This window comes from Paenibacillus sp. FSL E2-8871 (assembly GCF_038000345.1).
Taxonomy (GTDB): Bacteria; Bacillota; Bacilli; order Paenibacillales; family Paenibacillaceae; genus Paenibacillus_AQ.
Window position 1 is genome coordinate 5,763,598 of record NZ_JBBOBV010000001.1, and the last position, 26,664, is coordinate 5,790,261.

The window sequence follows — 26,664 nt, forward strand, 5'->3', positions numbered from 1 at the left end:
AATCTGGCTTGAATAATTATTAAAATTTTAATCTGAAAAATTTTCCAAAGATTACGCCATACTTTATAATAGAAAGGTTGCGTTCGATGAGACACACTGAACTGCCCGGAAAACAGGGCCTGTATGATCCCCAGTTCGAAAAAGATGCTTGCGGCATGGGATTTGTAGCCCATATTAAAGGCAAACCGTCCCATGATATTGTTAGTAACGCTTTAACAATGCTCTTTAATATGGAGCATCGTGGCGGACAAGGTAGCGAACCCAACTCTGGTGACGGAGCAGGTATCATGCTTCAAATTCCGCACCGTTTCTTTGCTAGTGAAGCCCAGAAGCTTGGCTTCGCTTTGCCGGAACAAGGCCATTATGGCGTAGGTATGATTTTTCTATCTCATAACGAGAAAGTTCGGGCTCAACATGAGGCTCTCTTAAGCAAAATTATTGCTGAAGAAGGTCAGGAAGTACTCGGCTATCGTGATGTACCTACCTATGATGAAATGCTTGGCAAAACCGCGAAGGCTGCAAAACCTTTTGTGCGCCAAGTGTTTATCGGTCGCTCGGCCTCGGTTACGAACGAATTGTCTTTTGAGCGTAAGCTTTATGTCATCCGCAAACGTGCAGAGCTTGCGATTCGCTACGGTGGTGTAGAAGAGGCTGAAGCCTTCTATATCCCAAGCTTGTCATGTCGTAAGATCGTGTACAAAGGCATGCTGACTACAGAACAAGTCGGACAATTCTACCTGGATTTGCAGAACGAAGAGCTGGAATCAGCAATCGCGTTAGTTCACTCCCGTTTCAGTACGAATACCTTCCCAAGCTGGGAACGTGCGCATCCCTACCGCTTTATGATCCACAATGGTGAGATCAATACCTTGCGCGGAAATGTGAACTGGATGCATGCCCGCCAGTCGCTGTTCAAGAGTGAAGTGTTCGGCGAAGATCTGAGCAAGATCAAACCTGTTATAAACCCGGATGGATCGGACACTGCAATGTTCGATAATACCTTTGAATTTCTTTATTTGAGCGGACGCTCCTTGACACAAGTAGCCATGATGATGGTTCCTGAACCATGGAGCAATCATGACAGTATGGACGCCGACAAGAAAGCTTTTTACGAATACCACAGCACTTTGATGGAGCCATGGGACGGACCTGCTGCAATGGGCTTTACAGATGGTGTGCAAATCGGCGCTATTCTGGACCGTAACGGCTTGCGACCTGCTCGTTATTATGTAACAAAGGACGACATGATTATTCTATCCTCCGAAGCGGGTGTACTGGACATTCCAGCAGAGGACATCTTATATAAAGACCGCCTGAAGCCTGGACGCATGCTGCTCGTGGATACGAAGGAAGGCCGTATTATCTCCGATGAGGAAGTCAAATCGGCTATCGCCACTGAGAAGCCTTACCGCCAGTGGCTGGATGAGCATTTGATTAGTCTCGAAGAGCTTCCAGATGCGCCTGAGCTACCAAATCCTAAGCATGATAATGTGCAGCAGCTGCAGCAAGCGTTCGGCTATACTTTTGAGGACTTGCGCAAGGTGCTTGAACCAATGGCATCTACTGGCGCTGAAGCTGTAGGTTCCATGGGTTATGATGCGCCGCTCGCTGTGCTTTCAGACCGTCCGCAGCGTCTATATAATTATTTCAAACAAATGTTTGCTCAGGTAACGAATCCACCAATCGATGCTATTCGCGAAGAGCTGGTTACCTCTACTACGACTACAATTGGACCAGAGCGTAACTTGCTTAAACCAGAACCAGAAAGCTGTCGCCAAATCTCGCTGCACACACCGATTCTTTCGAATGAAGATTTTGCTAAAATTCGTCATGTTCGTCGTGCAGGCTTCAAGTCGATGTCTATTCCGATTCTTTTTCCAGCTGAGCTCGGAGCAGAAGGAATGCGTATCGCGCTTGATCGTATGAACGAGGCTGCTGATCGCGTTATGGCTAAAGGTCATAACATTCTGATTCTGACGGACCGCGGTGTGGACCGTGAGAATGCTGCGATTCCTGCTCTACTTGCGGTATCGAGCTTGCATCACCATCTGATCCGGCAAGGAACACGGACAAAAGTTAGTATTTTGCTTGAATCCGGTGAACCTCGTGAAGTCCATCATTATGCACTTCTGCTTGGTTATGGTGTGAGTGCAGTCAATCCGTATCTGGCCTTTGAAAGCTTAGATGATATGATCGGCCAAGGCTTACTGCGGGGAATCTCGCATGAGAAGGCTGTGAAGAACTATATTAAAGCTGCGACTAAGAGCGTAGTTAAGATTCTTTCCAAAATGGGGATTTCGACTATTCAATCCTACCGGGGCGCGCAGATCTTTGAAGCTGTGGGTCTGAACTCGGAATTCGTGGATCGTTACTTTACTTGGACACCTTCCCGCATTGGCGGTATTGGTCTGGAGGAAGTAGCAACCGAGGCACTTATCCATCATAACCGTGCTTTCACGGAAAAAGACGGAAATGATAAAGTGCTTGATTCCGGTGGTGATTATCAATGGCGAAACGATGGGGAAGATCATTTGTTCAACCCACAGACCATTCATCTGCTTCAGCACTCCGTGCGTAGTGGGGATTATAAGTTGTATAAGAAATATGCTGCACTTGTTCAAGGTGAAAGTGAGAAGCATCTGACAATTCGTTCCTTGTTGCAGTTCAAGTCAGCTTATGAACCGATTCCATTAGAAGAAGTAGAGCCAGTGGAGTCCATTATGAAACGGTTCAAGACGGGTGCGATGTCCTTTGGTTCCATTAGTAAGGAAGCGCATGAGACCCTCGCTATTGCAATGAACCGGATCGGTGGTAAGAGTAATACTGGTGAGGGTGGAGAAGATCCAGCCCGCTATATCCCGGACAGCAACGGCGATTCCCGTCGCAGTGCGATTAAACAAGTAGCCTCCGGACGTTTTGGAGTTACATCTAACTACCTTGTTAACGCTGATGAGATCCAGATTAAGATGGCTCAGGGTGCTAAACCAGGGGAAGGCGGACAGCTTCCAGGACGTAAAGTTTATCCATGGGTGGCTGAAGTGCGTGGTTCAACAGCTGGTGTGGGCTTGATTTCACCTCCGCCGCATCATGATATTTATTCGATTGAGGATTTGGCAGAGCTGATCTACGATCTGAAGAATGCCAATCCACGTGCAAATATTAATGTTAAGCTCGTCTCTGAGGTCGGAGTAGGTACGATTGCTGCTGGCGTAGCCAAAGGGCGCGCTGATATTATCCTGGTAAGTGGCTATGACGGGGGTACAGGTGCATCTCCGATGAACTCCATTCGTCATGCAGGTCTGCCATGGGAACTTGGCTTGGCCGAAACGCATCAGACGTTGATGCTGAACAATCTGCGTGACCGCGTTGTACTGGAAACAGACGGAAAAATGCTTAGCGGTCGCGATCTAGCCGTAGCTGTATTACTAGGTGCTGAAGAGTATGGCTTCGCTACTGCTCCGTTAGTAGCTGTGGGTTGTATCATGATGCGTGTCTGCCAAATGGATACTTGTCCGGTTGGTGTAGCGACACAAAATCCAGATCTTCGTAAGAACTTTACGGGTGATCCACAGCATGTAGTTAACTTTATGACCTTTGTGGCACAGGATTTACGCGAAATCATGGCGAGTCTTGGCTTCCGTACGATTGAAGAGATGGTTGGCCGTACAGATTGCTTAGACGCTGCTCAAGCTTCGCAGCATTGGAAGAAGAAGGGCGTAGATTTGAGTAGTCTGCTGCATGTACCGGAAATGCCAGAGGGAAGCACACGCTTCTGCAGTAAACGTCAGAATCATGGTCTGGAAGAGACGCTTGATGTCTCTAAACTGCTGGATCTGGCTGCACCTGCACTGGAATCAGGAACGGCTGTAGAAGCATCGTTACCGATTACGAACGTTAATCGTGCCGTTGGAACCATCCTTGGTAGCGAGCTGACACGTAAATACGGGGCAGCCGGCTTGCCTGATGATACGATTCGTCTTCATTTCACCGGTTCTGCTGGTCAAAGCTTGGGTGCATTCGTGCCTAAGGGGATCACACTTACGGTGGAAGGCGACTCCAATGACTACGTTGGTAAGGGACTTTCGGGTGGTAAGATTATTATCAAACCATCTCCAAAAGCTACCTTTGCAGCTGAGGACAATATCATTATCGGAAATACTGCATTTTACGGAGCAACAGCTGGAGAAGCTTATATCAACGGTATCGCCGGTGAACGCTTTGCCGTTCGTAATTCTGGAGCGAAGGTTGTTGTAGAAGGTGTGGGTGACCACGGTTGTGAATACATGACTGGAGGCCGTGTGGTTGTTCTTGGTGAAACAGGCCGTAACTTTGCGGCAGGGATGTCAGGTGGTATCGCTTATGTTTACGATCCAGAGAGATCCTTCATCGGCCGTTGCAATCTCGAGATGGTACTTCTCGAGAGAGTGGAAGAGCCAGAAGAGATCGAAGAGCTGCGCGAGCTGATTAGCCGTCATGTAGAGCTTACAGACAGTAAGGCGGGAGCGCGGGTATTGGATCAGTGGGCAGATAGCTTGCCGAAGTTTGTTCGTGTCATTCCGAAGGATTACAAACGGATGATGGAGCAGATTCGCAAAGTGGAGCAAACCGGATTGACCGGCGAGGCTGCTTTGATGGCTGCATTTGAAGCGAATATGCGCGAGCTTGCACGTGTAGGTGGCTAAATACCTGCATTCTGAAAACAGGTAATATTGAATGAAGTGATATAAGGGACTTGGACTCTTTCGTTTGCGGGAGGCCAGGTCCTTTTTGTTCAAATCGAAACGAATCCTCGGTCTAAAGAACGTTAGACTGTTTCTTTTTTGTAATTTTCTGAAAAAAACGGTATGGTAAACTTGTTTGTAAATGAAAGGGAGTGATACTGTGTCAAATACAGAAATACTGTCTGAACCTGTTGCCCGTCTGCAGGGAGTTACCAAGAAAATAGGCTCTAAGACGCTGGTGAGCAATTTAACGCTGGATATCCCACCGGGTCAAATATTCGGGTTTTTGGGACCAAACGGAGCAGGAAAGACGACAACAATACGAATGATGGTGGGATTAATTTCCATTAGCAGTGGGGACGTCCTGATTAGTGGTCATAGTATTAAAAATAATTATAAAGAGGCTATTGCAAGTGTTGGGGCTATTGTTGAGAATCCTGAAATGTACAAGTTTCTGTCCGGGTATCAGAATCTTAGACAATTTGCACGGATGGTACCGGGAGTCAGTAAGCAACGGATTGATGAGGTTGTGGAGCTGGTCGGGCTTGGTCAAAGAATTCATGACAAAGTGAAGACTTATTCCCTAGGTATGCGTCAGAGACTTGGAGTAGCTCAGGCGCTACTAAACCGACCTAAGCTACTGGTTCTAGATGAGCCAACCAATGGGCTTGATCCACAAGGCATACGTGAGCTTCGTGACTATCTGCGCCTACTCTGTCGTGAAGAAGGAACAACCGTATTTGTCTCCAGCCATTTACTTTCCGAAATGGAGCTCATGTGTGACAGTGTAGCCATTATTCAGAATGGGCAACTGCTTGAGGTAAAACAGCTAAAAGAGGTAGGCAATGTTACAATGCCTATCGGAGAAACATTGTTTGAGGTTGACGATGCCGAAGCTGCACTTGCACTCATTGGACAAGGAACATTAAAGAGCGGCGGGCTTGTAGTTGAGGCGGCACGTGAAGAAATTGCTGAGTTTAATGCCAGACTAGTGGCTGGTGGGATTAAAGTGTACAGTATCAAATCACTTGCCCGTACGCTAGAGGATCAATTCTTAGAGGTTACAGGAGGTGAAGGAATTGAGTAATTTTACAGCGTTGATACATAATGAGAATATCAAGATATATAGTCGTGCTCGCACATGGATTATGCTGATTATTCTAGCAGTGTTTAGTGCGTTTCTTCCGGCTCTTATGTATTTCACAACGGATAACCCTGCATCACGCTTAGGCGTTTGGGACAGCTTCCAAATGATAGTGAGTGTTGTATTCTTCCTGAATACGATCTTCGTTGTTGTTATAGCCGCTGACTCCGTAGCGGGCGAATTTACCTGGGGAACCATCAAAATGCTGCTGATTCGCCCGTGGAGCCGTTCCCAGATCCTGCTCTCGAAATACATTAGCATTGTGTTGTTTAGCTTGCTTTGTACTGCAGTATTGATTGTTTTTGGTTTAGCTTCATCGTTTATCTTCGCCTCTCCAACTGGAGACACACTGTCTTCGATTACAGCTTGGAGTCCTGCTGAGTATTCCTTTATAGATCTCCTATGCCGCTATGTCACTCTTTTCTTGACGGTTACGCTTGCTTTTATGATCTCTTCCGTATTCCGTGCAAGTGGATTGGCGATAGGGTTATCTATGTTTATCATGTTTGCCCAAGGTATTTTCGCTGCTTTGCTTAATCCAGATGTGTTCGAATGGGCAAGATATTTAATTTTCACTCATATGGATCTAAGGGTCTACATGGGATCTGATATTGGTCCAGGTGGTGCTACACTAGGCTTCTCCATTGCTGTGCTGGCAGTGTATTATGTTATATTCTTAGCAGTTTCCTGGTTTGTCTTCCGTAAAAGGGACGTTGCTGGATAAAAATAGGATTAACCGGCTTCAAGCGTTTCTTCTGCTTTGGAGGAACGTTTTGCTGTCTTGTCCTTTTTCGTATTACTTTTGAGCTCACCTGCTTGTTCAGAGGTGGGCTGTTCTTGCATGGCGATGGACCCATTAAGCAGGCTGCCCTCCATAATACTGAGTGCTCCTGCAGAAATATTACCGTGCAGCTCGCCAGTACCGGTCATAATGAGCCTACGGTCTGCGGTAACATCTCCATATACTTTACCAGCGATAACGATCTCTTCTGCTCTAATACTGGAGCGCACCGTGCCTTCCTCACCTACAGTGACTATACCACTGCATATAATTTCTCCGCTAAAGGTACCTTCAATCCTCAGGTTCGTATCGCAATGTACTTTACCCTCGAGCGTACCCCCATGCCCAATCAGAGAGTCAGTAGACTTGATAGAGGCACGCTGCTGCCGCTTATTCCACATGTATAAATTCCTCCTGTTTCATATATTTTTACATTAACGTTTAGGGTTTAACATAATCCAATGGATCCACAGTTTTATTCTGCTTCACTACCTGGAAATGAAGATGAGGTCCTGTGCTTCGACCAGTGTTTCCAAGCAAGCCGATCTTCTGCCCCTTATTAACCTTGTCTCCCGCAGATACATTCATTGCCTGTAGATGCATATACCAGGTTTCAAGCCCGTTCGAATGCTTGATCACGACATACTTGCCTCTCGCACCCATCTGCTCGGAGGTAACGACCTCCCCGTCTAAGGCGGCATATACAGGATCGCCTAAGTTCCCGGCAATATCGACACCTGAATGGAACGCGGATAAGCCTTTGAAAGGATCTGTTCGGTAGCCGAAGCTTGAGGAGATGACCCTAGAATCGGTAGGCCAGAGTACCGCTGCATTTAGTCTGGCTTTTTCAGCTTGAGCTTTTTTTGCCTGTTGATTTGCTTGAACGTTATTCGCATGCTCCGCCAGAGTGATAGTTTGAGTAATACTTTCCACCATTTCATCGAGCATACCGTGGATCTCTTCGAAATCGTCTTTTGTTTCCTCCACTAGATTCAGCGATTCGTTCTGATAAGACGCGATATATTCTCCGCCTACCTGTGATGTGATTGTAGCTTTAAAAGATGTCTCATTTGGGATTGGCACAGCGTTACGGCTCGATAAGCCTAAGGTTGAGTTTGAAGCGGTTGATCCCTTTTTTGATTCTTTTGTTTCAGCGGCGGAGCCTTTGCTTTTGTTGATCAAAGACTGCAACTCCTGTTCCAGCGCATTTACACTCTTCAGCTTGTCTTTAATATGATCTGCCTCTTCTGATAGCTCGCTGACTTGAGTACGAAGCTGCATTAGATCCTTATCCTTGTCAGCGACCTTCATTTCCATGCGGAGATTGGTTAGTGATAGTGCGGCTGCCTCAGCTTCCAGTTGTGAGATCGACTGCGAGGCATGGAAATGCATAGAGGTGACCAGACTGGAGAGGGACAGGGCTGCTGCTGCCGGTAGGGCGAACGCAAGTGGCTTGGAGATCTGGAGTTGTTTGACTGGGCGTCCGGCATCCCTTACGACGAGCAGCGTAATCCGGTTATGATCTGGCTGACTCTTCATGGCTTCTCCTTTCTGCGGCATATGGCAGCCGCCTTACGATACACGAAGCTAACGACCTTACTTCCATTAGGCTCATCCCGAATTGTCTTACTACTCTATGTATTCCATATCTTTCAGGAACATGACAACGGTTTGTTTGAATAAAGAAAGAGAGTTACGGCAAAACCAGTAATAGAATCGTCGCAGCGAGTCTATTGGTAACTGTTTTATTAATGAAGGGGGTAGGGAATTGAAGATTTTTGCGATAATTCTAAGTCTTTTTATTATTCAGGTCGCAGTAATTGTATTTATGGAGTTTCGTCGCCCGCAAAGGGCTTTGGCGTGGTTGTTCATTTCATTCTGTTGTCCGCCGCTGGGTCTGGTATTCTATTATTTTCTGGGCCGTGATTATAGACAGAATCGAAAATCAAACAAAAGATGTACTACACTATTTCGTGAAATTCGTTCGCATGTCTCTGGCAATATTAAGGTAGTGAAGGATGTTACTGAGAGTGGGAACGCTCAGTTTGAGAATAATAAGGGTCTATTGGGTTTGCTTTCTAAGATCGCAGAAGGACCAATTACTGGTCATAACAAGAGCAGGGTATTATCATCTGCGAGAGAAGCGTATGATGCTATGCTGGAAGCTATGGAAGATGCAAAAGAACATATACATATGGAATTTTATATTTATCGTGATGATGAGATCGGTGAGCAATTTCAAGATGTTATGATTCGGAAGGCGCGACAGGGCGTTAAGGTACGCTTGCTTTGTGATGGTCTGGGCAGTCATAAATTAAGTCGTAGGTTTATTCGAACGATGAGAAATGCTGGGGTGGAGTTCCACTTTTTTTTACCTCCGATTAGTTCTCTGTTAGACCGTCGTTTTAATTTCCGTAATCATCGGAAGATCCTGGTGGTAGATGGCCTCGTTGGCTTCACGGGTGGAATGAATATAGGGGATGATTATTTGGGGAAGGATCTCAAAATGGGATACTGGCGTGATACCCATCTGCGTCTCGAAGGAGACTCAGTATATTATATTCAGTATGTCTTCTTAAAGGATTGGAGATTGGCCTCTGGCGAAAGCACAAGCCATCCGCGTCTGTTCCCAAAACATAATTGTGAGTCACAAGAAGCCGTGCAGATTGTTGGGAGTGGTCCGGATGCTGCAATGGACGCCTCTCAAGAGATGTATTTTGCCGCCTTATGTGCAGCTAAACAGCGGATTTGGATTACTTCACCGTATTTTATTCCTGATCCTGCCATCTGCCGGGCCTTGAAAAGTGCAGTACTTCGTGGAGTGGATGTAAGAATTATCATTCCGGCGAAGCCTGATAATGTGCTTGTCTATCATGCTTCTTTGTCATATTTAGAAAATTTACAAGACGCTGGAGTGAAATTCTACCGCTATACTAAAGGATTTATGCATGCCAAAATCATGATTATCGATAATCTGCTCGCTACAGTGGGGAGTGCAAATCTGGATATGCGCAGCTTTTATTCTAACTTTGAATTGACTGCTGTGCTGCTAGATCCTGATGCTATATCCCCTCTAGTCACAGGGTTTGAGAAGGATCAAAAGCACAGTGAATTTATTGATCCTGTAAAGTTTAAGGAGAGAGGGCGAATTGTCAAACTCGGTGAAGGGCTGTGTCAGTTGTTATCTCCGCTATTATGAGCGGAAAGAGGACTAAATCTGATTTTTTCGAAGGATATAACGTGTTCCATTCATTATTAGGGCTTATTTTGTGATATAATAATTGTATAAGAAGAAATGTAAGAAAGTATAGATTATAATTATACTTCCGAATGTTTCAACACTATACTGTTAAATTGTAGGGGGAGTTCTATGAATGTGAGTCCACAAATGATTGCCAAAGAGGAAAAGAACAAGCTGCAGAAGACCGGAACACATAAAATGGCTAAGTTCGCGCAGCGAATGATCATGTTATCCATTGGGGCAGCAATGATGGCTGTTGCACTTGAGATATTCCTCGTACCGAATCAAATGATTGATGGTGGGATTACCGGTATCTCCATTATTTTATCACATCTATTCGACATTCCTTTGGGGATTTTATTGACGCTGTTAAACCTTCCGTTCTTGTTAATCGGTTATAAGCAAATCGGTAAGACCTTTGCCTTATCTACCTTATATGCAATTGTGCTTATGTCTATTGGTACTTCAATGTTGCATCATGTGAATGCTTTTACGGTTGAGCCAATGCTTGCTGCCGTTTTTGGGGGGATCATTCTTGGTGTAGGTGTAGGGCTAGTTGTACGTTTTGGCGGATCTCTAGATGGTACAGAAATTGTTGCGATTCTAGTAGCCAAGAAGCTTCCCTTCTCTGTAGGTGAAGTTGTTATGTTCTTCAACCTGTTCATCTTATCCGGAGCTGGATTTGTGTTCGGTTGGAATAATGCGATGTTCTCACTAATTGCTTATTACATTGCATTCAAGGTAATTGACATTACACTTGAGGGTCTGGATCAGTCGAAATCGGTATGGATTATTAGTGATAAATTCCGTGATATCGGTGAAGCCTTGACGGAACGTCTTGGACGTGGTGTTACTTATTTAGATGGAGAAGGCGGATTTTCCGGGGAGAATAAGAAAGTGATCTTCGTGGTTATCACCCGTTTGGAAGAAGCTAAGCTTAAATCCATTGTTGAGGATTGGGATACTGGTGCATTCATCGCAATAGGTAACATTCATGATGTTAAAGGTGGCCGTTTCAAGAAGAAAGCAATTCATTAGCTTACCATCCTAAAAGGACGCCGCAGGCGTTTTAGCTTGGCACTTTAGTACTATTAACTGAAAGAAGGTATTTTTACGAATAATGGAGCAATAAATACGGTGAACAAGACTCGATATGCCGTATTCTTATACAATATACCTTCTGTCCTTGAGTGGGACGCCTGATAAGCCCGTAGCATGAAATGATGCTGCGGGCTTATTGCTGTTTTTGGGCTCATTATTCGTGGCATTCCATCCCTATGGAAGCTTAGCAATGAGTTGTTTGACGGGCTGCGGTGGCACTTTTTCCAAAAGATCTCCCATCTGTTGCAGGCGTTCCTCAATATTGAGCAGATGAAAATCAGTAGGAGATACGTTTTGCTGAACCTCTTTCCAGAGCAATGGTGTGGATACTGTAGCAAGCGGCCTGGCACGTGGTGTATAAGGTGCAGCTAATGTTTTGCCACTGTAATGCTGGAGGTAGTCAAAATAGATTTTATCTCCCCGATTCTTCTTCAGACGCTCCAAGGTGAATAAATCGGGGTGCTTTTCAGTGACATAACGCCCCACAAAGTGTCCGATTTTTCTCAATCCATCAAAAGTAACACCAGTCTCGATAGGAACGATGATCTGCACCCCGGTAGCCCCGGAGGTTTTGGGCACAGAGGATAAACCAAGGGAGGTTAGGACCGTCCCCACGATTGCAGTTGCTTCCATGATACGGGGCTCGACCTCACGTGACGGGTCTAGATCAATCATCCATTCACAAGGCAGCTCGCTACCTACATAATGCAAAGAAGGATGAAACTCCAAAGCAGCCAGATTACCCAGCCAGATCAGCTCAGGTAAACCTTGCAGCTTGATATAGTTAATATTCTCGTGAACAGCGGTCTGGACAAAGGCTGGAAGAGGATCAGGTGCATTTTTCTGATAAAAGGACATTCCAGAGATACCATGCGGATAACGTATTACGGTTAGCAGCCGATCTCGACAATAACGCAGCAGGTAGGGAGAGAGGGCGGCGAGCTTTTCCAGATAGATCCGCTTCGTAATCCCGCAATCCGGCCATAGCAGCTTCTCTGGGTTGGTGATGGTTATCTCTTGGCCGTCTACAGTAATTGTGCCTTTGATGGCTGCTGGCATCCTGAACCTCCTCTCTGTTATAGGAATGAGGGTATTATGTGCCAGTCTGTTCCTTTTCATGAAAAAAATATTTCCAAAGTGTCCCTTTTGGATGATCATAAGAGTTATAAGGTTATACGGTTATGTGAAAGGGGAGTTTGCTGATTTTGGACGGGATCGAACACACCGTCGTTCGGGTACAGGCAGGCGAGGTAGAGTCCTATGCCCTTATCGTCGAAGCTTTTCAAAAGCCGATTTACCGCTATTGCTGCCGGCTGCTTGGGAGCCGTACGGAAGCGGAGGATGCGGTACAGGATATTCTAGTGAAGGCATATCAGCACATAGGCACATATCGCCCTATCACGAGCTTTTCTTCTTGGCTATATAAAATTGCCTATCATCATTGCCTCAGTCTGATCCGCAAACGCCAAAGACATTTGAAGATTATGGCGCTTTTTCAACCGGATCCTCCTGCAGAAAGCCCGGAACAGTTGATGGACCGTTACATATTTAACGAACATCTCACCTTTGCCCTCTTGAAATTGAAATTAGATGAACGAAATCTGTTAGTTCTGCGAATCTTTGAGGAACAGAGCTTCCCGGAGATTGCGGAGATCCTCGATAAGAATACTGATGCTGTGAAGAAGAAATACAGGCGTACGATTACGAAGCTTGGCAAAATGATGGATGCTCAAAAAGGGGGGACGGAATGGTGGGGCAACGAAGCTGTGTTGAAGAGAAAATGATAAAGAAAATGGACGCATTGGGGAACTGCGACGAACTAGATGTAAAAGCAGCAGTTATGAATCGGGTAATGGCAATTCATGATCAACAGAAAACGATGGACGGAGAAATGACGAACCTCAGAGACGAGCTGGAGTCATTCGGAGAACCGGGAGCTCCCGTTATGCAGATGCAAGAGAAGACTATCCCGCTTCCATCTAAATTTAGGAAAAGACTTCTCTCAGGGGTCTCCGCAGCTATATTGCTGGGGATGATCGGATTTGGTGCCCTTCAGCTGTCTGGACTTGGAGGTTTAACGGAGCATGGTAGCCAGTCTACAATTGATATCACGCAACCTCCGGATGGAGCTATTACGCTAGTGAACAGCGGAGGGAAGGCTATTGTACAGACGGTGCACTATAATACCCCTATTCCTTCGACCTCTCCTGCGATAGAGAAGTATCTGAGTTTATTAGCGACTTATAAAGAGCAGGTGCTTGCTCACTTGAATGCTGGAGAAATGGCTGCTTATTATGTGAATGATGCTGAGTTTACAAAGTTAGCCAAAGGTTTAGGCTATGGAAATCAATTGCAGTTCGCTTTCAGTTCTCCGGTGTATTCTAAATATCAAGAATTCGTAAAAGAATTAAAAGGGACTGGCGATTTCTGGCCCGAGCTGCCTTCCATACTCGCTAATGGTTATGAATTTGAGTATGCCACTTTTAAAGCCGCTCCTCCTTACTGGCCGATAGACAAGGAATATAAAGAAATGCTTGAACAATTTCAAAAAAAAGCAAAGGTCGATAAAACAGGCCAAAAGCTATTTATAGAGAAGATCGCTGTGAATGCCATAGAGAGTGCTGAGGTTTCCTACCATAAGGAGGATCAAAGAATTATACTATCCTTAATGCAGAGCGCTTTTAGGGGTTATCCAACGCAAGTGTCTATCTTGGAAGGTCAGACTGCCGAAAAATGGTCTGTGACAGGCACGGGGAAAGAGGCAGTATTTATCGCGGCGGGTACTGAAAAAGGGTCGAAAGGTTGGTCTTCCCAGAATCGTTTGTATTGGTATGATGAAGCCAGCCAGACGATTCGTAGTCTAAATGATGGATTGAATAACAGTTTAACTCGTGAACAATGGCAAGTGATTGCCAATAGTTTTATTCGCTAGCTACTGTTGTTCTATCCGTACAATATGAGAAGCTGTCTCAAAAGTAGTGAAATCTACTTGGGAGGCAGCTTTTTTTATGGAATAGGAAAAGTAATGGATTTTACTGTGCTATGTGACGATATGCCACCCGTAGTGTTCTATGCTACTGGTTGGGGCGGTGGGCGATGTGCTATGTGTGATTTACGTGCTTTAAACTAATTAGGGAAAAACTCCCTAAAAATAACCGATATTCGCTCTAAATGAACGAAATCAGGGAATTCCTCCCTAATAATCATAGGAATTTCTTTATTCGTTGCCGAATAGGCCAAATTTCAGGGAAGTTTTCCCTAATTATAAGTCCGATGAACAGAAATCTCTGAATTTTAGGGAGAAATTCCCCAATTACTCTATAGGTGCTTCACATATTGCATCACTTGGCGCGTCACTTGTAATGTTAAGAACAAAAAAAGAGGCTGTCCCAAAAGCCATGATGTTTGCTTGGGGCGGCCTCTTTTTTTGTGAGAAAAAGTCCCTTTTTCTCATGCTGGAGTGTTATAGAAGTGTAGTTGAAAACAGGGTGAGCTTACATTCACCCTATTAGAAGGAGAGGATGTTAGAAATTGAAGCTAAATGATGAACTCAAAAAAACACTGATCGCGCTCTCGGCAGCAACCTTGTTGGGAACAGGAGTGGTCGGGGGTGTGGATGTACCCGGCTTGTCTCTTACAATTGCGGCGGCATCAGGAGCGCAGGCTCCGGCACAAACCGATCAGAAGCTCCAGAAGGAACTGCAGGCCCTGGTAGCGGGATTGAAGGAAGGTACGTACTTGGCCTACTACGTACGTGACAAAGTCTCTAACCCTCAGGATACGATCAGCTTCTCTGGCAAAGGATTTGTTTTTAAAGACTACAAATCCTTTGCTGCTAAATTCAAAGCGTTGAAGGGTCCAGCTACACCACAGCCTGGAAAACTTCCTAAGGGCTTTGCTCTGGCGACAGCCATCATTTATCCACCGTCTGTAGCAAACGATTCCGAGCTGTATTTGCAATTAGAGCAGGAACTAAAGGCAGCAGCGGCGGCAGGTGATCCCAACAAACAGTTGTTTAGCAAGATCATCAGCTGGAGCCAGACGAACTTGTCTATGCAGCTGTATGCCAAAGGAAAAGCCAATTTTAGCATTGTAACTGGAGTGCCGCCCGCCAAACTTCCCGAAGGAGCGGTGCCTTTTGTACGAGCTTCGGAAACTAAGAAAGAACTGACGGTCAACGGTAGGAAAGTAATTCTTACAACCGATTCGGCTAAAGAAGCAAGTTTCAACACTAAGCTAGTGTGGCTGGATAAATCAGGCGCAATACAATATACCCTTTCAGACAATCGGGTCAGTAAGCTGACGACAAATGAAATGTTGGCTGTAGCTAAAAGCATGATCAAATAACCAAGGGTTAAGGGAGGATATTATAATGATGATTAAAAAAAGTGCGGCCATCACGGCTTTGAGCCTGATAGTGTTAATGAGTGCGGTAAGTGGAACAGCAGGCGCAGTGCCTGCGGGGAGCAATAATAAAAGTAAAGGTACGGTTCCGGTTGAGCAGAAATCACCACCGGTATCGCCAACGATTAAGGATTTGATTGCCAAAGAATATGCTGTTCCCCTACAAGCGGGAGAAATTAAGGCTCTCTATGTTAATGACAAAAAATCTAATCCAGAGGAAGATTTGAGTGTAAGCTATATGCCATACAGATTCAGCTCTATAAACGAAGCAGCACAGAAGCTATCTTCATTAACTGGGAATTCACTCCTGATACCCGCTGCTCTACCAGACGAATATAAGCTGCAGGATGTCGTTTTAAATCCAGTGCTTCCGAAGTTTTTCAGTACAGAGTATAAAACCCTCAGAGATCAGGTAAAAGCTAAAGCACAAGCTGCTGGTAAAAAAGTATTCTCACAAAGCTTAAAGTGGAGCGATACAGAAACCTCTATCACTTATCTGCGAAATGGGGAGAGATTGAATCTAAAATCAGCTCCAGCATATACGCTTCCGGAAGGGGTTACTTTAGCGCAGCTGCCTGGTGACCAGGATGAAAATTTGACCATCAACGGGGTTGAAGCAGTTTACACGGTGTTTGGTCCTCACCATGGAGATCTAAAAGTCCAGCTTGTATGGTCCAGTGCGGATGGAAGTATTGATTACAAGCTTACGAATACGAAAAATACTGCGCAGACAAAAGCAAAGCTGGAGACCATTGTAACGAATCTTACAGCGCAATAAGAAACGTCCTCTCGATAAATTCGGGAGGACGTTTCTTTGGAAAGAGTTTATCCTTTTTGCTCCATAGTACATGATTCGGGAGGAAGATCTACCATAGCTTGAGTAACTGGCTGACGAAGAGTGCCTGAGGTATTCCATTCCAAAAAATGAACTTTGAAGACAAGCTTCGGTTTTATCCAAAAAGCACCCTTCCCTCGCTGGGGATCAGCTGTAAAGGGCATTTGATCTATTTTTAAATGCTGTACCTCTGCAGTTAAGTCGCGTTTATCCTGTACAGTCAATTTTCCTGGCCCGGCATGTCCGATATAATGCAAATTTCCTTTATCATCATACAGCCCAAGAAGTAGCGCATTGACGATGCCGTCTCGGAACGTTACACCCCCGGCTACTGCCGTAAGATCAGAAATGATTTTGCGTTTCTGCCAGCGTTTATCTTTTCCACCGGGAGCATAAGTGCTGTTGATATCCTTACAGACGATTCCCTCTAAGCTCTGACTCTGAGCAGCGGCGAATAATTCTGTGGGATCGGTATAACTGGGTACGGCCTGAACATGGGGATGCGGCAGCAGAATATCGTTTAGCAGCTGCTGCCGTGAGAATAAAGGCTGATCCATCGTCGATTGGCCATTATAAAACAGAATATCAAAAATCATATAAATGACAGGAACCTGATACCTAACGACGGAAATGGTGGAGCCATTCTTTAAGCTATCCCTCCGCATAACTTCGTGAAATGAGGGCTTGCCGTCCCCCAGTGCAATGATCTCACCATCAAGAATAACGGAGTCAGCTTTACAGTAAGCAGATACATCAGTAAGTTCTGGATATTGCGCTGTACGGTAATTACCACGTCTGTTAATAAGCTGAGTAGTGCTTCCGTCGTAATAGGACAACATGCGAACGCCATCCCATTTAATCTGTGCGATCCACTGGTTGCCTGCTGGAAGCTGCCCAGCCAGTATGGGTTCAAAAGGAATAATAGGCTGAAGCTTCATCACCAGAGCCTCCTAAGATACGGTTGTTTTACTTTTTGGGCTGCGGCGTTTCGGTTTTGGTGCGATGACTGGAATCGGCCCGGAAGCCTCGTTTTGCTGATCGGCAGGCTCAGCTGCTGCTTTAGACTTGGCTGTTTTTCTTTTGGCAGCCGGAGCCGCTTTAGTTTTTGTTTTCTTAGTATCTGTTAATGAAGGACCCGGATCTGTAGGGATATGCTGTACAGCCTGAATACTGGCCTGCAATGCTGCCATTAGATCAATTACATTGCTTTCCTGTTTGGCAGGAGCGATATGAAATTCCTCGCCTGCGATTTTATGTGAGATTAGATCAAGCATACGCTGGCGATAATCATCGGTATATTTTGCCGGATCAAAAGGCGTGGATAGCTGTGAAATGAGCAGCTTGGCCATATCCAGCTCTTTATCATTCACCGTCCCTGCTTCGGGCAGGCCAGGCACTTGCGAGACCGGTCGCACTTCATCAGGATAAAAAATAGTCTCGATGGCGAGGCAATCCTCCAGCACACGAATAGCAGCCAGACTGCTTTTTGAACGAATCGATATTTTTGCGATGCCAATTTTACCAGTTTGACGCATGGCCTCCATAAGAAGCCGATATGCATTTGTCCCAGCCTGATCCGGAGATAAGTAATAGGTTTTTTGAAAATAAATTGGATCGATCTCCGTCAGATCAACAAAGTCGAGTATGGTAATGCTTTTGCTGCTTTCGTCGGTCAATTGATCCAGTTCCTCTTTGTCGAATAGAACAAACTTCCCTTTCTCATATTCATAACCCTTGCCGATTTCTTCCCAAGCCACCTCTTTGTCACACACCGGACATTTACGTACATACGACAGTGGGTTGCCGCATTCCTTATGGATATAACGCAGAGAAATGTCCTTGTCTTCCGTAGCGGAGAACATTTTAACCGGAACATGCACTAGCCCGAAGCTGATGGCTCCTTTCCAAACGGTATGCATGAGAAACGCCTCCTGATCTAAGTTATTTGCTTTGGGTTAGTATGAGGCAGGAAAGGCTTTTCTAGCCGGGTGCATTTTTTGTGAAGCATGGGAAAATATAAAATCAGGCTAATAAAGCTGAGGAGGAGAATACTAAGTCATGGAACCGCGTGGAAACGAGTGGATCGATGCGCTGAGCGAGCAGGATATCCCAGCGACAGTTGTGGATTGGGACAGCATTATAGCTCCACCGGAAGCAAGTCAGGTCTCGGACTCGGAGAAGCTTGATGCGGAATCAACCCTCGAAGAAACTTCGCCATTAGAATCGTGAGATTTAGGTAAAATAAAGGAGGAGAACAGTGGTGGACGTCAAACGAGCACAGGATATTTATGCTTCTAAAGAGACGGTAAGTGTACATTTGGATGGAGAACCTGTATGGATTGAGCATGTGGATGCACAGAACGGAATGGCTACGGTTCAAGTGGGCTCTCGACCAACGAATACGCATACGGTAGGCGTTGAACGGTTAGAAGAGCAAGATCATTAACAAGGTTTGTTCAAAAAGCTGAGATAAGCTAAATTACACTTTTATAAAAGAGACTCTTTATGCTTATTTTTGCGTAGAGGTCTCTTTTTCTATTGTTGGCATACTGGCATGGGAGATTGAATTGGGACAGTTGTTGCGATGGATGGAGCATACCGATATAATTAATAGTAATGGTTTTTGGCAGGTATATTTTAAAAGGTGGTAGTTGTAGTTGGACAATACAGACGAAACGGTGTTCACTTACCGTTCTTACAGCCTCCAGGATACGGAGTTGCTTGCAGCTGCTCTAGCTACTGCTTCAACGCCAGGGATGATTATCGGCTTGGACGGCGATCTGGGCGCAGGAAAAACAGCATTCTCGCAAGGGTACGCTCGGCATCTCGGCGTAAAGGGGATCGTAAACAGTCCTACTTTTACAATTATTAAAGAGTACGAGGGCCGTCTGCCCCTATATCATATGGATGTATATCGGATTTCGCTTCAGGAAGCGGACGAGCTTGGACTTGATGAGTATTTCTACGGGCAAGGGGTCTGCTTGGTGGAATGGAGCAGTATTATTACGGATTTAATGCCGCCGCGGCATATGCATATATACATGGAAACAGTGGGGCCAGATGAAAGAATGATTACGGTGACCGGAATCGGGGAGCCGTATGGTGAGCTTTGCCGGCAGCTGATCCAGAAGTGGGGTTAAGGATTATGACGAATCAGAATACAGAGCCGCGCAAGCGGCTTTTAGCGCTGGATACATCAACTGCAGTATTAGGCGTGGCAGTTACAGAGAATGGGGAACTACTGCATGAAATAAATGCTTCCGGAGAACGGAATCATTCGGTGCATTTACTCCCGATCATTGAGCAGGCGCTGCAAGCAACAGGAACTACTGCTGCAATGCTGGGCGGGATTTCTGTTGGTGTGGGTCCTGGATCGTATACGGGGACGCGTATCGCAGTTACCGCTGCCAAAACGCTGGCATGGGCATGGGATGTCCCAGTTGTCGGTATTTCGAGTCTACATGCAGTAGCATGGGGCGGATATCAAACAGCCCTCAAGAATAACGTGATGACCAAAGCGTCGGAACAAACTACCGAGAATAGCAGCTACGGGCCTGATTGGATCATTCCACTAATGGATGCGCGCCGAGGACAGGTGTATACAGGATTATTCGCAGCTGAGGGAAATAATGCTCCTAGCCGTCTTGAGCCTGATGCCATCCGCCTGATGGCAGATTGGGTGGAGTACTTAGCTGAACGTTTAGGACAGGCTTCAGTCGAGGGCAATAAGCCCGCTGTTCTTTGGTTTGTTGGGGAGACTGCCGTTCATGGCAGTGAGGAATCGCTTCGTCCATTGAAGGATCTTGGTGTTTCTATTGCAGTTCCTTATGAAATGGAAGGCCGCTGGACAGGATTTCTTGGAGAAGCGCGGCTTCAGGTAGAGAAAGATGATATCCATAGCTTGATCCCTAACTATACTCAGATCTCAGAAGCGGAGGCCAATCTGCGGTTAAGCAGAGAAGGGGGCTTAAAGAAACCATGACGGAAGCGGAATCAATGATAGCTCAAGAGGCTGAACTTGTTTTTCGTTTGATGAAGCTTACGGATATTCCTGACATTCTTATCATTGAACGGGAAGCCTTCACGATGCCTTGGACAGAGGAAGCTTTTCGCAACGAGCTGACGCATAATCATTTTGCAAAATATATGGTTATGGAGCTGGCAGGTCATATTATCGGTTATGCCGGTATGTGGGCCATCGTGGATGAGGCGCATGTGACGAATATAGCCCTGCTCGAAGCCTATCGTGGACGTAAATGGGGCGAGCGTTTGCTCGAAGAGCTGATGAAGACGGCATCTTATGTGGGGATGAAGTCTATTACACTTGAGGTACGGGTATCGAACGAGGTAGCACAGAATTTATATCGTAAAAAAGGCTTTCGATCTGCTGGCACACGCAAAGGATATTATTCCGATAATCGCGAAGATGCGCTCATTATGTGGGCGGATCTGCCAGAGTATGAGGAGCATGGGAATATGGAAGGAAGCGTGGACTTGAAATGAAGACAGAAACGGGCGCAGCTCAGCCTGTACTAATACTTGCTATTGAGACGAGTTGTGATGAAACGTCGGTCGCTGTAGTCAAAGATGGCTCTGAAGTGTTATCCAACATCATCTCGAGTCAGATTGAGACACATCGCGCCTTCGGCGGCGTAGTACCAGAAGTAGCTTCCCGTAAGCATGTGGAAGTAATTACACTGGTGATAGAAGAAGCACTCGCTACAGCAGGGGTTAAACCAGATCAGTTGTCGGCGGTGGCGGTTACACAAGGCCCAGGTTTGGTGGGGGCTTTACTTGTCGGGGTAGTAGCTGCCAAGAGCCTTGCACTCGCATGGGGTAAGCCGCTAATTGGTACACATCATATTGCAGGACATATTTATGCTAACCGTTTAGTGGCAGAGTTACAGTATCCATGCATGACACTAGTGGTGTCCGGTGGACATACTGAACTGGTTCATATGGAGCGGGAGGGTGAGTTTCGAATTATCGGGCGCACCCGTGATGATGCCGTAGGCGAAGCATATGATAAAGTAGCACGGGCACTAGGGTTCCCTTATCCCGGCGGACCTCATGTGGATCGTCTGGCCCGCGAGGCGACTGAGGTTGTACCGTTACCAAGAGTATGGCTGGAGCCGGGTTCTTATGATTTCAGCTTCAGTGGCTTAAAGTCGGCTGTGCTGAACGTTGTGAATCAGAGCAAGATGAAGGGTCTCACGCCAGATGTCGCAGGCATTGCCCGCGGGTTCCAAGAATCTGTGGTTGAGGTGCTGGTGGAAAAAGCGGTACGCGCTGTTAAAGCTACTAGCTCCAAGCAGTTATTGCTGTGTGGAGGTGTTGCTGCTAATGCTGGCCTGCGCTCGGCTTTGATCTCACGCTGTGAAGCGGAGGGCATTGAGCTTATTATTCCACCTCCGGTATACTGCACGGATAATGCAGCTATGATTGGAGCTGCTGCATACGTGAAGTGGCAGCATGATGGCGGTACTCCGCTGGATATGGTTGCAGACCCTGGATTCTCATTGGAACAATGGTCTGTATCCGCCTATTGACATCATTTGGAGCTAACGAGTATAATCAGTTCAATTATACAAGGAAACGCGATGAGCGGAAGTAGTAAGGATACTCTGGGATAAGAGAGCTGCGGGTAGGTGCGACGCAGTCGAAGGGGACCTGAACTCGTCTGGGAGCGGAACGGTGGAAGCATTACCGGCAATTGTCGCCGGAACGTTCGTACACCGTCTACGGGTAACCTCCGTGAAAGGGTGGTCGAGTATCTAACATACTGGACCGTAGAGTGGATGTTCAATTGGAATCGGCAGTAACTTAACCGGTACAGAGCATCAACAAGAGTGGTACCGCGAAGGTTAACAGCCTGTCGTCTCTTGAATGAGATGGCAGGCTTTTTTGTATGGATTTTGAGTAGTGAGAATGTATATAATACACGCTAAGAACGGGAGTAGTAGGGAATGACGGTGAACAGAGAGCTGCGGGGTGGTGCGACGCAGTCACCGAAAGTCTTGAATCTCGCCCGGGAGCGGAGCGGCGGAAATAAGAGTACGCTGCCTACGGCTGTCCCCGTTATCGGACCTTTCCAGATATCCTGACTCCCTCAGGATGGACCGGGAAGAAGAGCTGGACGCAGCTTAACGGCTTGATTATATGAATAGCCTATGCGTCAAAAAGAGTGGTACCGCGGAGGGGTAACCCGCCGTCTCTTTATTAGAGACGGCGGGTTTTTGCGTACTTATTGAAGCGACTCGGGTTATGGACTCAGGCGCTATATAAGACGCCAAGAGTGAACCTTCTGCACATTCCAAATTGTGCAGAGGATTCATTCGTATCAGCTGCCGGCAGCAGTGGGTGGGGAATTTAGCAGGACCACAAGTCGACGTGTGGATCTGCGCTGAAGCATAGGTTAGGGTAAGGAATCTAATAAGAGGAAAACAGGAGGAATTCAGATGATTATTCCAGTAAAGAAACGTATACAAATTTTCGATACGACTCTGCGAGATGGTGAACAGGCTCCGGGTGCAAGTCTAACCCCAGAGCAAAAAATACTGCTGGCCTATAAGCTTGCGGATCTGGGTGTTGATGTGATGGAGCCTGGATTTCCGATATCGAGCCCTGGTGATTTTGCAGCAGTACAGACGATTTCTCGTAAGGTGCGAAATGTGGAAATTTGCGGTTTTGCACGGGCGGTTAAAGGGGATATTGACGCGGCAGTCCGGGCAACCCAAGATGCTGAACGCCGGCGGATCCACCTGTTCATCTCCTCTTCTGATATTCATTTGCAGCATCAATTGCGTATGAGCAGAGCTGAAGTCGTAGCCAAAGCCCGCGAGATGACGGCTTATGCACGTCAATTCTCTGATGTCGTTGAATTCACGGCGATGGATGCTGCGCGAACAGGAATCGATGATCTGATTGAAATGATTGAAGCTGTTATTGAGGAAGGCGCTTCTATTATCAATCTGCCCGATACGGTCGGTTACGCATTGCCACATGAATATGGGGAAATGTTCCGACGTGTGCGGCTAGGAGCAAGAGGTGGAGAAACGGTAAGCTACAGTGCCCACTGTCACAATGATTTGGGGCTGGCTGTAGCCAACAGTCTGGCAGCAATTGATGGAGGTGCGACGCAGATCGAAGTCACTGTGAACGGAGTCGGCGAGCGTACCGGGAACTGCGCACTGGAAGAGCTTGTGATGGCGCTCGAAACCCGCGGAGATGCGATTGGAGCAGAAACAGGCATTGTGCTTGATAGGCTGTATGATACTTCGCGGCTGATCAGCGGAGCGATGCATTTTCCAATCGCCTATAACAAACCAGTCGTCGGAAGAAATGCCTTCCAGCATGAGTCAGGGATTCATCAGGATGGTTTGCTGAAGGATCGAAGCACCTATGAGATTATGGACCCAGAGCGGCTGGGTATCCCGCGTAGCATGATCATTCTGGGCAAGCATTCTGGCAGACATGCGCTAAAGGACCGGGCGGCGAAGTATGGTATTACGCTGGAGCCTGCGGAGCTGGATGCACTTTATGAATCTTTTAAAGAGACCGCTGATCGCCAAAAGGTAGTGAGCGATGACCAGTTGCTGCAAATGGTGAGCAGTACAACTGGACAGCAAGCTCAGGTCTATGAACTGGGTGAGGTTCAGGTATTGGCAGGCAGTGCCCAGCGCCGGGTGGCCGCGGTTACGGTTCGCCATTTGAAGTCTGGACAGGAAACTTCTCATACTAGTACTGGAGATGGTCCGCTTGAAGCTATTATCGCTGCTATTGGGCAAGGCATCTCAGAGGATATCGATTTTGCGGGACTTGAGCTGCATTCACTTGGAAGTGGAGAGAACGCCCAGGCGGAGGCGGCTGTGATGGTAGAGTGGGAAGGTCTTAAATTTAGAGGCACAGCTACGCATCAAGATATTATCATGGCAGCAGGGATTGCCTATATTGCAGCCTGTAACGCTGCCCTGCTCTCTACACAAATCGTTTAATATACATCGACCCGCTGTCTGATTTAGAGATAGCGGGTTCTTTTTTAGCTTTTGATGACAGGTTTTAGGTGGGGTTATGTCTTTTGTCAAGTTGTGGACAACGTTATCCACATATTCTCTACGAATTGTGTAAAAAGTGCGTAAAATCAGCAATGTCAGCTCTTTTTAAAATGGCCTTATAACCATTTTTGTTAGCAATGAAACCTTGTGTGAATTGTGGATAATGTGGATAATTCGGTGGATAATAATTCCTGTAATTCGAAAATACCGATTTAACGCATAAAAAAAGCCCCTAAGGGGCTTTTTTAGTAGGGAGTTATACACGAAACCTGTGCATAGAGCTGTGGATAACTCTTTATGAACAAAATAAGAAATATGAAAAAATATTTATGAAGCGGATTTTACATTATTCGTCAGCAAGGATTTCCCATTCGTTAAATAAATCGGTAAGCTGAGTTTTTTTGTTCTTCAGATCCTCTTCATGACCTTGAAGTGCTAAATAATCCTGATAAACTTCAGGTTTAGTCATTTCATTCTCTATAAAAGCGATCGACTCTTCTAGTGAGGCAATGCCTTCCTCTAGCTCAGCAATACGCCGCTTCCGGTTACGCTCTTCACGCTTGGCTTGCTTGTCCGCTTCGAAGGAGGAAACAGCGTTTTTTTCAGGCATTGCAGCGTCCTTGTTGACGTTTTTGGCGGCTAATTCAGCGGCATCTTTCGCAATTTCTTCTAATTCTCGTTTTTTCTCGATATAGTCATCGTAGTTGCCAAGGTATTGATCGATCCCCTCGGGATGAAGCTCAAGCACCCGTTCAGCCATTTTATTGAGAAAATAACGGTCATGAGAAATGAAGAGCAATGTGCCCTCAAAATCAATTAAAGCTGATTCTAGAACCTCACGACTGACTAAATCCAAATGGTTGGTTGGCTCATCTAGGATGAGCATATTTGCGCCGCGCAACATGAGCTTTGATAATGCAACGCGTGCTTTTTCGCCGCCGCTCAGCGCGGATATCTTCTTAAGAACATCTTCACCGCTGAAGAGGAAGTTGCCAAGGATCGTACGGATTCTGGCTTCCTCAATCATTGGATATTCACTCCATAGCTCTTCCATTACTGTGTTCTTTGGATTGAGGCGGGTCTGTTCCTGATCATAATAAGCGACCTTTACCTTAGTCCCCCAATTCACAGTTCCAGTTGAAGGCTCGCGGGTTCCGGTCATACACTGCAGCAGTGTAGATTTGCCGATACCATTGGGACCGATGAGTGCAGCAGTTTCTCCCCGGCGCAGTTCGAAAGAAGCGTCCTTGAACAAAGGTGGACCATCATTAAAGGCAACCGCAACATTACGGACTTGCAGCACTTCTTTACCAGACATGAAGTCCGGCTCGAAGGAGAAGCTGGCTTTCTTCAGATCGCCCATCGGTCGATCAATACGGTCCATCTTCTCAAGCGCTTTGCGTCTGCTCTGCGCACGTTTCGTGGTAGATGCTCGCACAATATTTTTCTGAACGAAATCTTCCATTCTTGTGATTTCATCTTGCTGTTTCTCATACTGCTTCATCCGTGCTTCATATTCGGCAGCCTTCAAATCTACATATCGGCTGTAATTGCCTGTATAACGCCGAGATTGATGACGCTCGATCTCTACAATAGTAGTTACAAGCCGATCAAGGAAATAACGGTCATGAGATACGACCAGAATTCCACCAGCATAACTGCGAAGATAATCCTCAAGCCATGTTAATGTTTCGATATCCAGATGGTTCGTCGGCTCATCCAGCATTAGAAGATCGGGAGCCTGAAGCAAAATGCGGGCTAATGCGAGTCTAGTCTTCTGGCCACCGCTAAGTGTGGAGATAGGTGTATCCGGTGGGAACTCGCCGAAGCCCATGCCGTGCAGGACACTGCGGATTCGTGTATTCATTTCATAACCACCGTGGTCCTTGAACCAATCTGATCGGCGGGCATATCTTTCGAGCAGTTCTTCGTACCGTTTTGGGTCCTCTGCCAGCTTAGGATCGGCAATGCGTACTTCCATCTCTCTTAGCTCAGCCTCGGCTTCGATCAACGGTGCGAAAACTGCCATCATTTCTTCATGAATGGTTTTGTCAGATTGAAGTCCGCTATTTTGGGCTAAATACCCGATAGTAGTTTCTTTTGATTTATGAATTTGACCGCTGTCATAGGACATTTCACCAGCCAGAATTTGCAGAAAAGTTGATTTGCCGGCACCATTAACACCCACGAGTCCGACACGTTCCTTTTCATTTACCTGAAGGCTTATGCCGTCTAGTACGTTCTGTATACCATATGATTTTGTAATTCCTGTCGCTTGAAGAAGCATAACGATGAAACCTCCACCCTTGCATATTTCGCCTTGGCATTTATACCTCAGCCGTATGAACAACTTATTCTATAGTTTACATGAAAAGCGTTTCCC

Annotated in this window: 22 protein-coding genes and 1 other annotated feature; of the genes, 16 read left to right on the forward strand and 6 right to left on the reverse strand. The window is 46.2% G+C overall.

The window, feature by feature from the left end; translation table 11 throughout:
* The first annotated feature begins 86 nt into the window (after positions 1-86).
* The 3 genes from gltB (at position 87) to NYE25_RS25875 (ending at position 6,589) form a co-directional block, all read left to right on the forward strand.
* On the forward strand, positions 87-4,682 hold the full coding sequence (gltB, locus tag NYE25_RS25865) for a glutamate synthase large subunit (protein ID WP_341147195.1): 4,596 nt from the start codon (positions 87-89) through the stop codon (positions 4,680-4,682).
* 214 nt (positions 4,683-4,896) lie between these two features.
* On the forward strand, positions 4,897-5,808 hold the full coding sequence (locus NYE25_RS25870) for an ABC transporter ATP-binding protein (RefSeq protein ID WP_339804174.1): 912 nt from the start codon (positions 4,897-4,899) through the stop codon (positions 5,806-5,808).
* Positions 5,801-6,589 (forward strand): ABC transporter permease, encoded by a 789-nt coding sequence (locus NYE25_RS25875; protein WP_042185240.1) that lies wholly within the window; start codon positions 5,801-5,803, stop codon positions 6,587-6,589. Before NYE25_RS25870 ends, NYE25_RS25875 begins: the two co-directional genes overlap by 8 nt.
* An 8-nt stretch (positions 6,590-6,597) precedes the next feature.
* On the opposite strand, the gene NYE25_RS25880 is transcribed toward NYE25_RS25875, so the two are convergent.
* Entirely contained in the window at positions 6,598-7,047 is a 450-nt protein-coding gene (locus NYE25_RS25880) for a bactofilin family protein (RefSeq protein WP_341050035.1), read from the reverse strand.
* Positions 7,048-7,087: 40 nt separating this feature from the next.
* Positions 7,088-8,206, reverse strand: a complete 1,119-nt coding sequence (locus NYE25_RS25885; RefSeq protein WP_341050032.1) for a peptidoglycan DD-metalloendopeptidase family protein — start codon at positions 8,204-8,206, stop codon at positions 7,088-7,090.
* Between the two features lie 208 nt (positions 8,207-8,414).
* Between NYE25_RS25885 and cls the strand changes: the two genes are divergently transcribed.
* Together cls and NYE25_RS25895 are read left to right on the forward strand one after the other, a co-directional pair.
* Positions 8,415-9,845, forward strand: coding sequence for a cardiolipin synthase (gene cls, locus NYE25_RS25890; protein ID WP_341147196.1), 1,431 nt, complete (start codon positions 8,415-8,417; stop codon positions 9,843-9,845).
* Between the two features lie 240 nt (positions 9,846-10,085).
* Positions 10,086-10,925, forward strand: a complete 840-nt coding sequence (locus NYE25_RS25895; RefSeq protein ID WP_231573468.1) for a YitT family protein — start codon at positions 10,086-10,088, stop codon at positions 10,923-10,925.
* Between the two features lie 237 nt (positions 10,926-11,162).
* On the opposite strand, the gene ligD is transcribed toward NYE25_RS25895, so the two are convergent.
* A complete protein-coding gene (ligD, locus tag NYE25_RS25900; RefSeq protein WP_149646489.1) occupies positions 11,163-12,047 on the reverse strand; it encodes a non-homologous end-joining DNA ligase in 885 nt (294 codons plus the stop codon).
* Between the two features lie 146 nt (positions 12,048-12,193).
* On the opposite strand from ligD, the gene NYE25_RS25905 reads away from it, so the two are divergent.
* The 4 genes from NYE25_RS25905 (at position 12,194) to NYE25_RS25920 (ending at position 16,170) form a co-directional block, all read left to right on the forward strand.
* Positions 12,194-12,772, forward strand: coding sequence for an RNA polymerase sigma factor (locus tag NYE25_RS25905; protein WP_445667154.1), 579 nt, complete (start codon positions 12,194-12,196; stop codon positions 12,770-12,772).
* On the forward strand, positions 12,736-13,920 hold the full coding sequence (locus NYE25_RS25910; RefSeq protein ID WP_341147197.1) for a hypothetical protein: 1,185 nt from the start codon (positions 12,736-12,738) through the stop codon (positions 13,918-13,920). Before NYE25_RS25905 ends, NYE25_RS25910 begins: the two co-directional genes overlap by 37 nt.
* A gap of 599 nt (positions 13,921-14,519) precedes the next feature.
* Positions 14,520-15,335 carry a hypothetical protein gene (locus tag NYE25_RS25915; RefSeq protein WP_341147198.1) on the forward strand — a complete coding sequence of 272 codons (816 nt, stop codon included), beginning with the start codon at positions 14,520-14,522 and terminating at the stop codon, positions 15,333-15,335.
* A gap of 25 nt (positions 15,336-15,360) precedes the next feature.
* A complete protein-coding gene (locus NYE25_RS25920) occupies positions 15,361-16,170 on the forward strand; it encodes a hypothetical protein (protein WP_341147199.1) in 810 nt (269 codons plus the stop codon).
* Between the two features lie 47 nt (positions 16,171-16,217).
* Here the strand turns inward: NYE25_RS25920 and NYE25_RS25925 are convergent, their stop codons facing one another.
* Together NYE25_RS25925 and ku are read right to left on the reverse strand one after the other, a co-directional pair.
* A complete protein-coding gene (locus NYE25_RS25925; protein WP_341147200.1) occupies positions 16,218-17,165 on the reverse strand; it encodes an ATP-dependent DNA ligase in 948 nt (315 codons plus the stop codon).
* Between the two features lie 12 nt (positions 17,166-17,177).
* Complete coding sequence (gene ku / locus NYE25_RS25930; protein WP_341147201.1) at positions 17,178-18,146, reverse strand: non-homologous end joining protein Ku; 969 nt, start codon at positions 18,144-18,146, stop codon at positions 17,178-17,180.
* A gap of 139 nt (positions 18,147-18,285) precedes the next feature.
* Between ku and NYE25_RS25935 the strand changes: the two genes are divergently transcribed.
* The 7 genes from NYE25_RS25935 to NYE25_RS25965 all read left to right on the forward strand — a co-directional run bounded on the left by NYE25_RS25935 (position 18,286) and on the right by NYE25_RS25965 (position 24,221).
* A complete protein-coding gene (locus tag NYE25_RS25935; RefSeq protein ID WP_156113056.1) occupies positions 18,286-18,456 on the forward strand; it encodes a hypothetical protein in 171 nt (56 codons plus the stop codon).
* 31 nt (positions 18,457-18,487) lie between these two features.
* On the forward strand, positions 18,488-18,673 hold the full coding sequence (locus NYE25_RS25940; RefSeq protein ID WP_042193364.1) for an H-type small acid-soluble spore protein: 186 nt from the start codon (positions 18,488-18,490) through the stop codon (positions 18,671-18,673).
* Between the two features lie 211 nt (positions 18,674-18,884).
* Positions 18,885-19,367, forward strand: coding sequence for a tRNA (adenosine(37)-N6)-threonylcarbamoyltransferase complex ATPase subunit type 1 TsaE (tsaE, locus tag NYE25_RS25945; protein WP_042185258.1), 483 nt, complete (start codon positions 18,885-18,887; stop codon positions 19,365-19,367).
* Positions 19,368-19,372: 5 nt separating this feature from the next.
* Positions 19,373-20,209 carry a tRNA (adenosine(37)-N6)-threonylcarbamoyltransferase complex dimerization subunit type 1 TsaB gene (gene tsaB, locus NYE25_RS25950; protein ID WP_341050020.1) on the forward strand — a complete coding sequence of 279 codons (837 nt, stop codon included), beginning with the start codon at positions 19,373-19,375 and terminating at the stop codon, positions 20,207-20,209.
* Complete coding sequence (gene rimI / locus NYE25_RS25955) at positions 20,206-20,730, forward strand: ribosomal protein S18-alanine N-acetyltransferase (protein WP_042185263.1); 525 nt, start codon at positions 20,206-20,208, stop codon at positions 20,728-20,730. The genes tsaB and rimI overlap by 4 nt, the downstream gene beginning before the upstream one ends.
* Entirely contained in the window at positions 20,727-21,776 is a 1,050-nt protein-coding gene (gene tsaD / locus NYE25_RS25960) for a tRNA (adenosine(37)-N6)-threonylcarbamoyltransferase complex transferase subunit TsaD (RefSeq protein ID WP_341050018.1), read from the forward strand. The genes rimI and tsaD overlap by 4 nt, the downstream gene beginning before the upstream one ends.
* A 388-nt stretch (positions 21,777-22,164) precedes the next feature.
* Positions 22,165-22,446: a binding site (T-box leader), on the forward strand.
* A 239-nt stretch (positions 22,447-22,685) separates the two neighbouring features.
* On the forward strand, positions 22,686-24,221 hold the full coding sequence (locus NYE25_RS25965; protein WP_341147202.1) for a 2-isopropylmalate synthase: 1,536 nt from the start codon (positions 22,686-22,688) through the stop codon (positions 24,219-24,221).
* 406 nt (positions 24,222-24,627) lie between these two features.
* Here NYE25_RS25965 and abc-f read toward each other — a convergent pair whose 3' ends face one another.
* On the reverse strand, positions 24,628-26,568 hold the full coding sequence (gene abc-f / locus NYE25_RS25970) for a ribosomal protection-like ABC-F family protein (RefSeq protein ID WP_341147203.1): 1,941 nt from the start codon (positions 26,566-26,568) through the stop codon (positions 24,628-24,630).
* Positions 26,569-26,664: the final 96 nt, after the last annotated feature.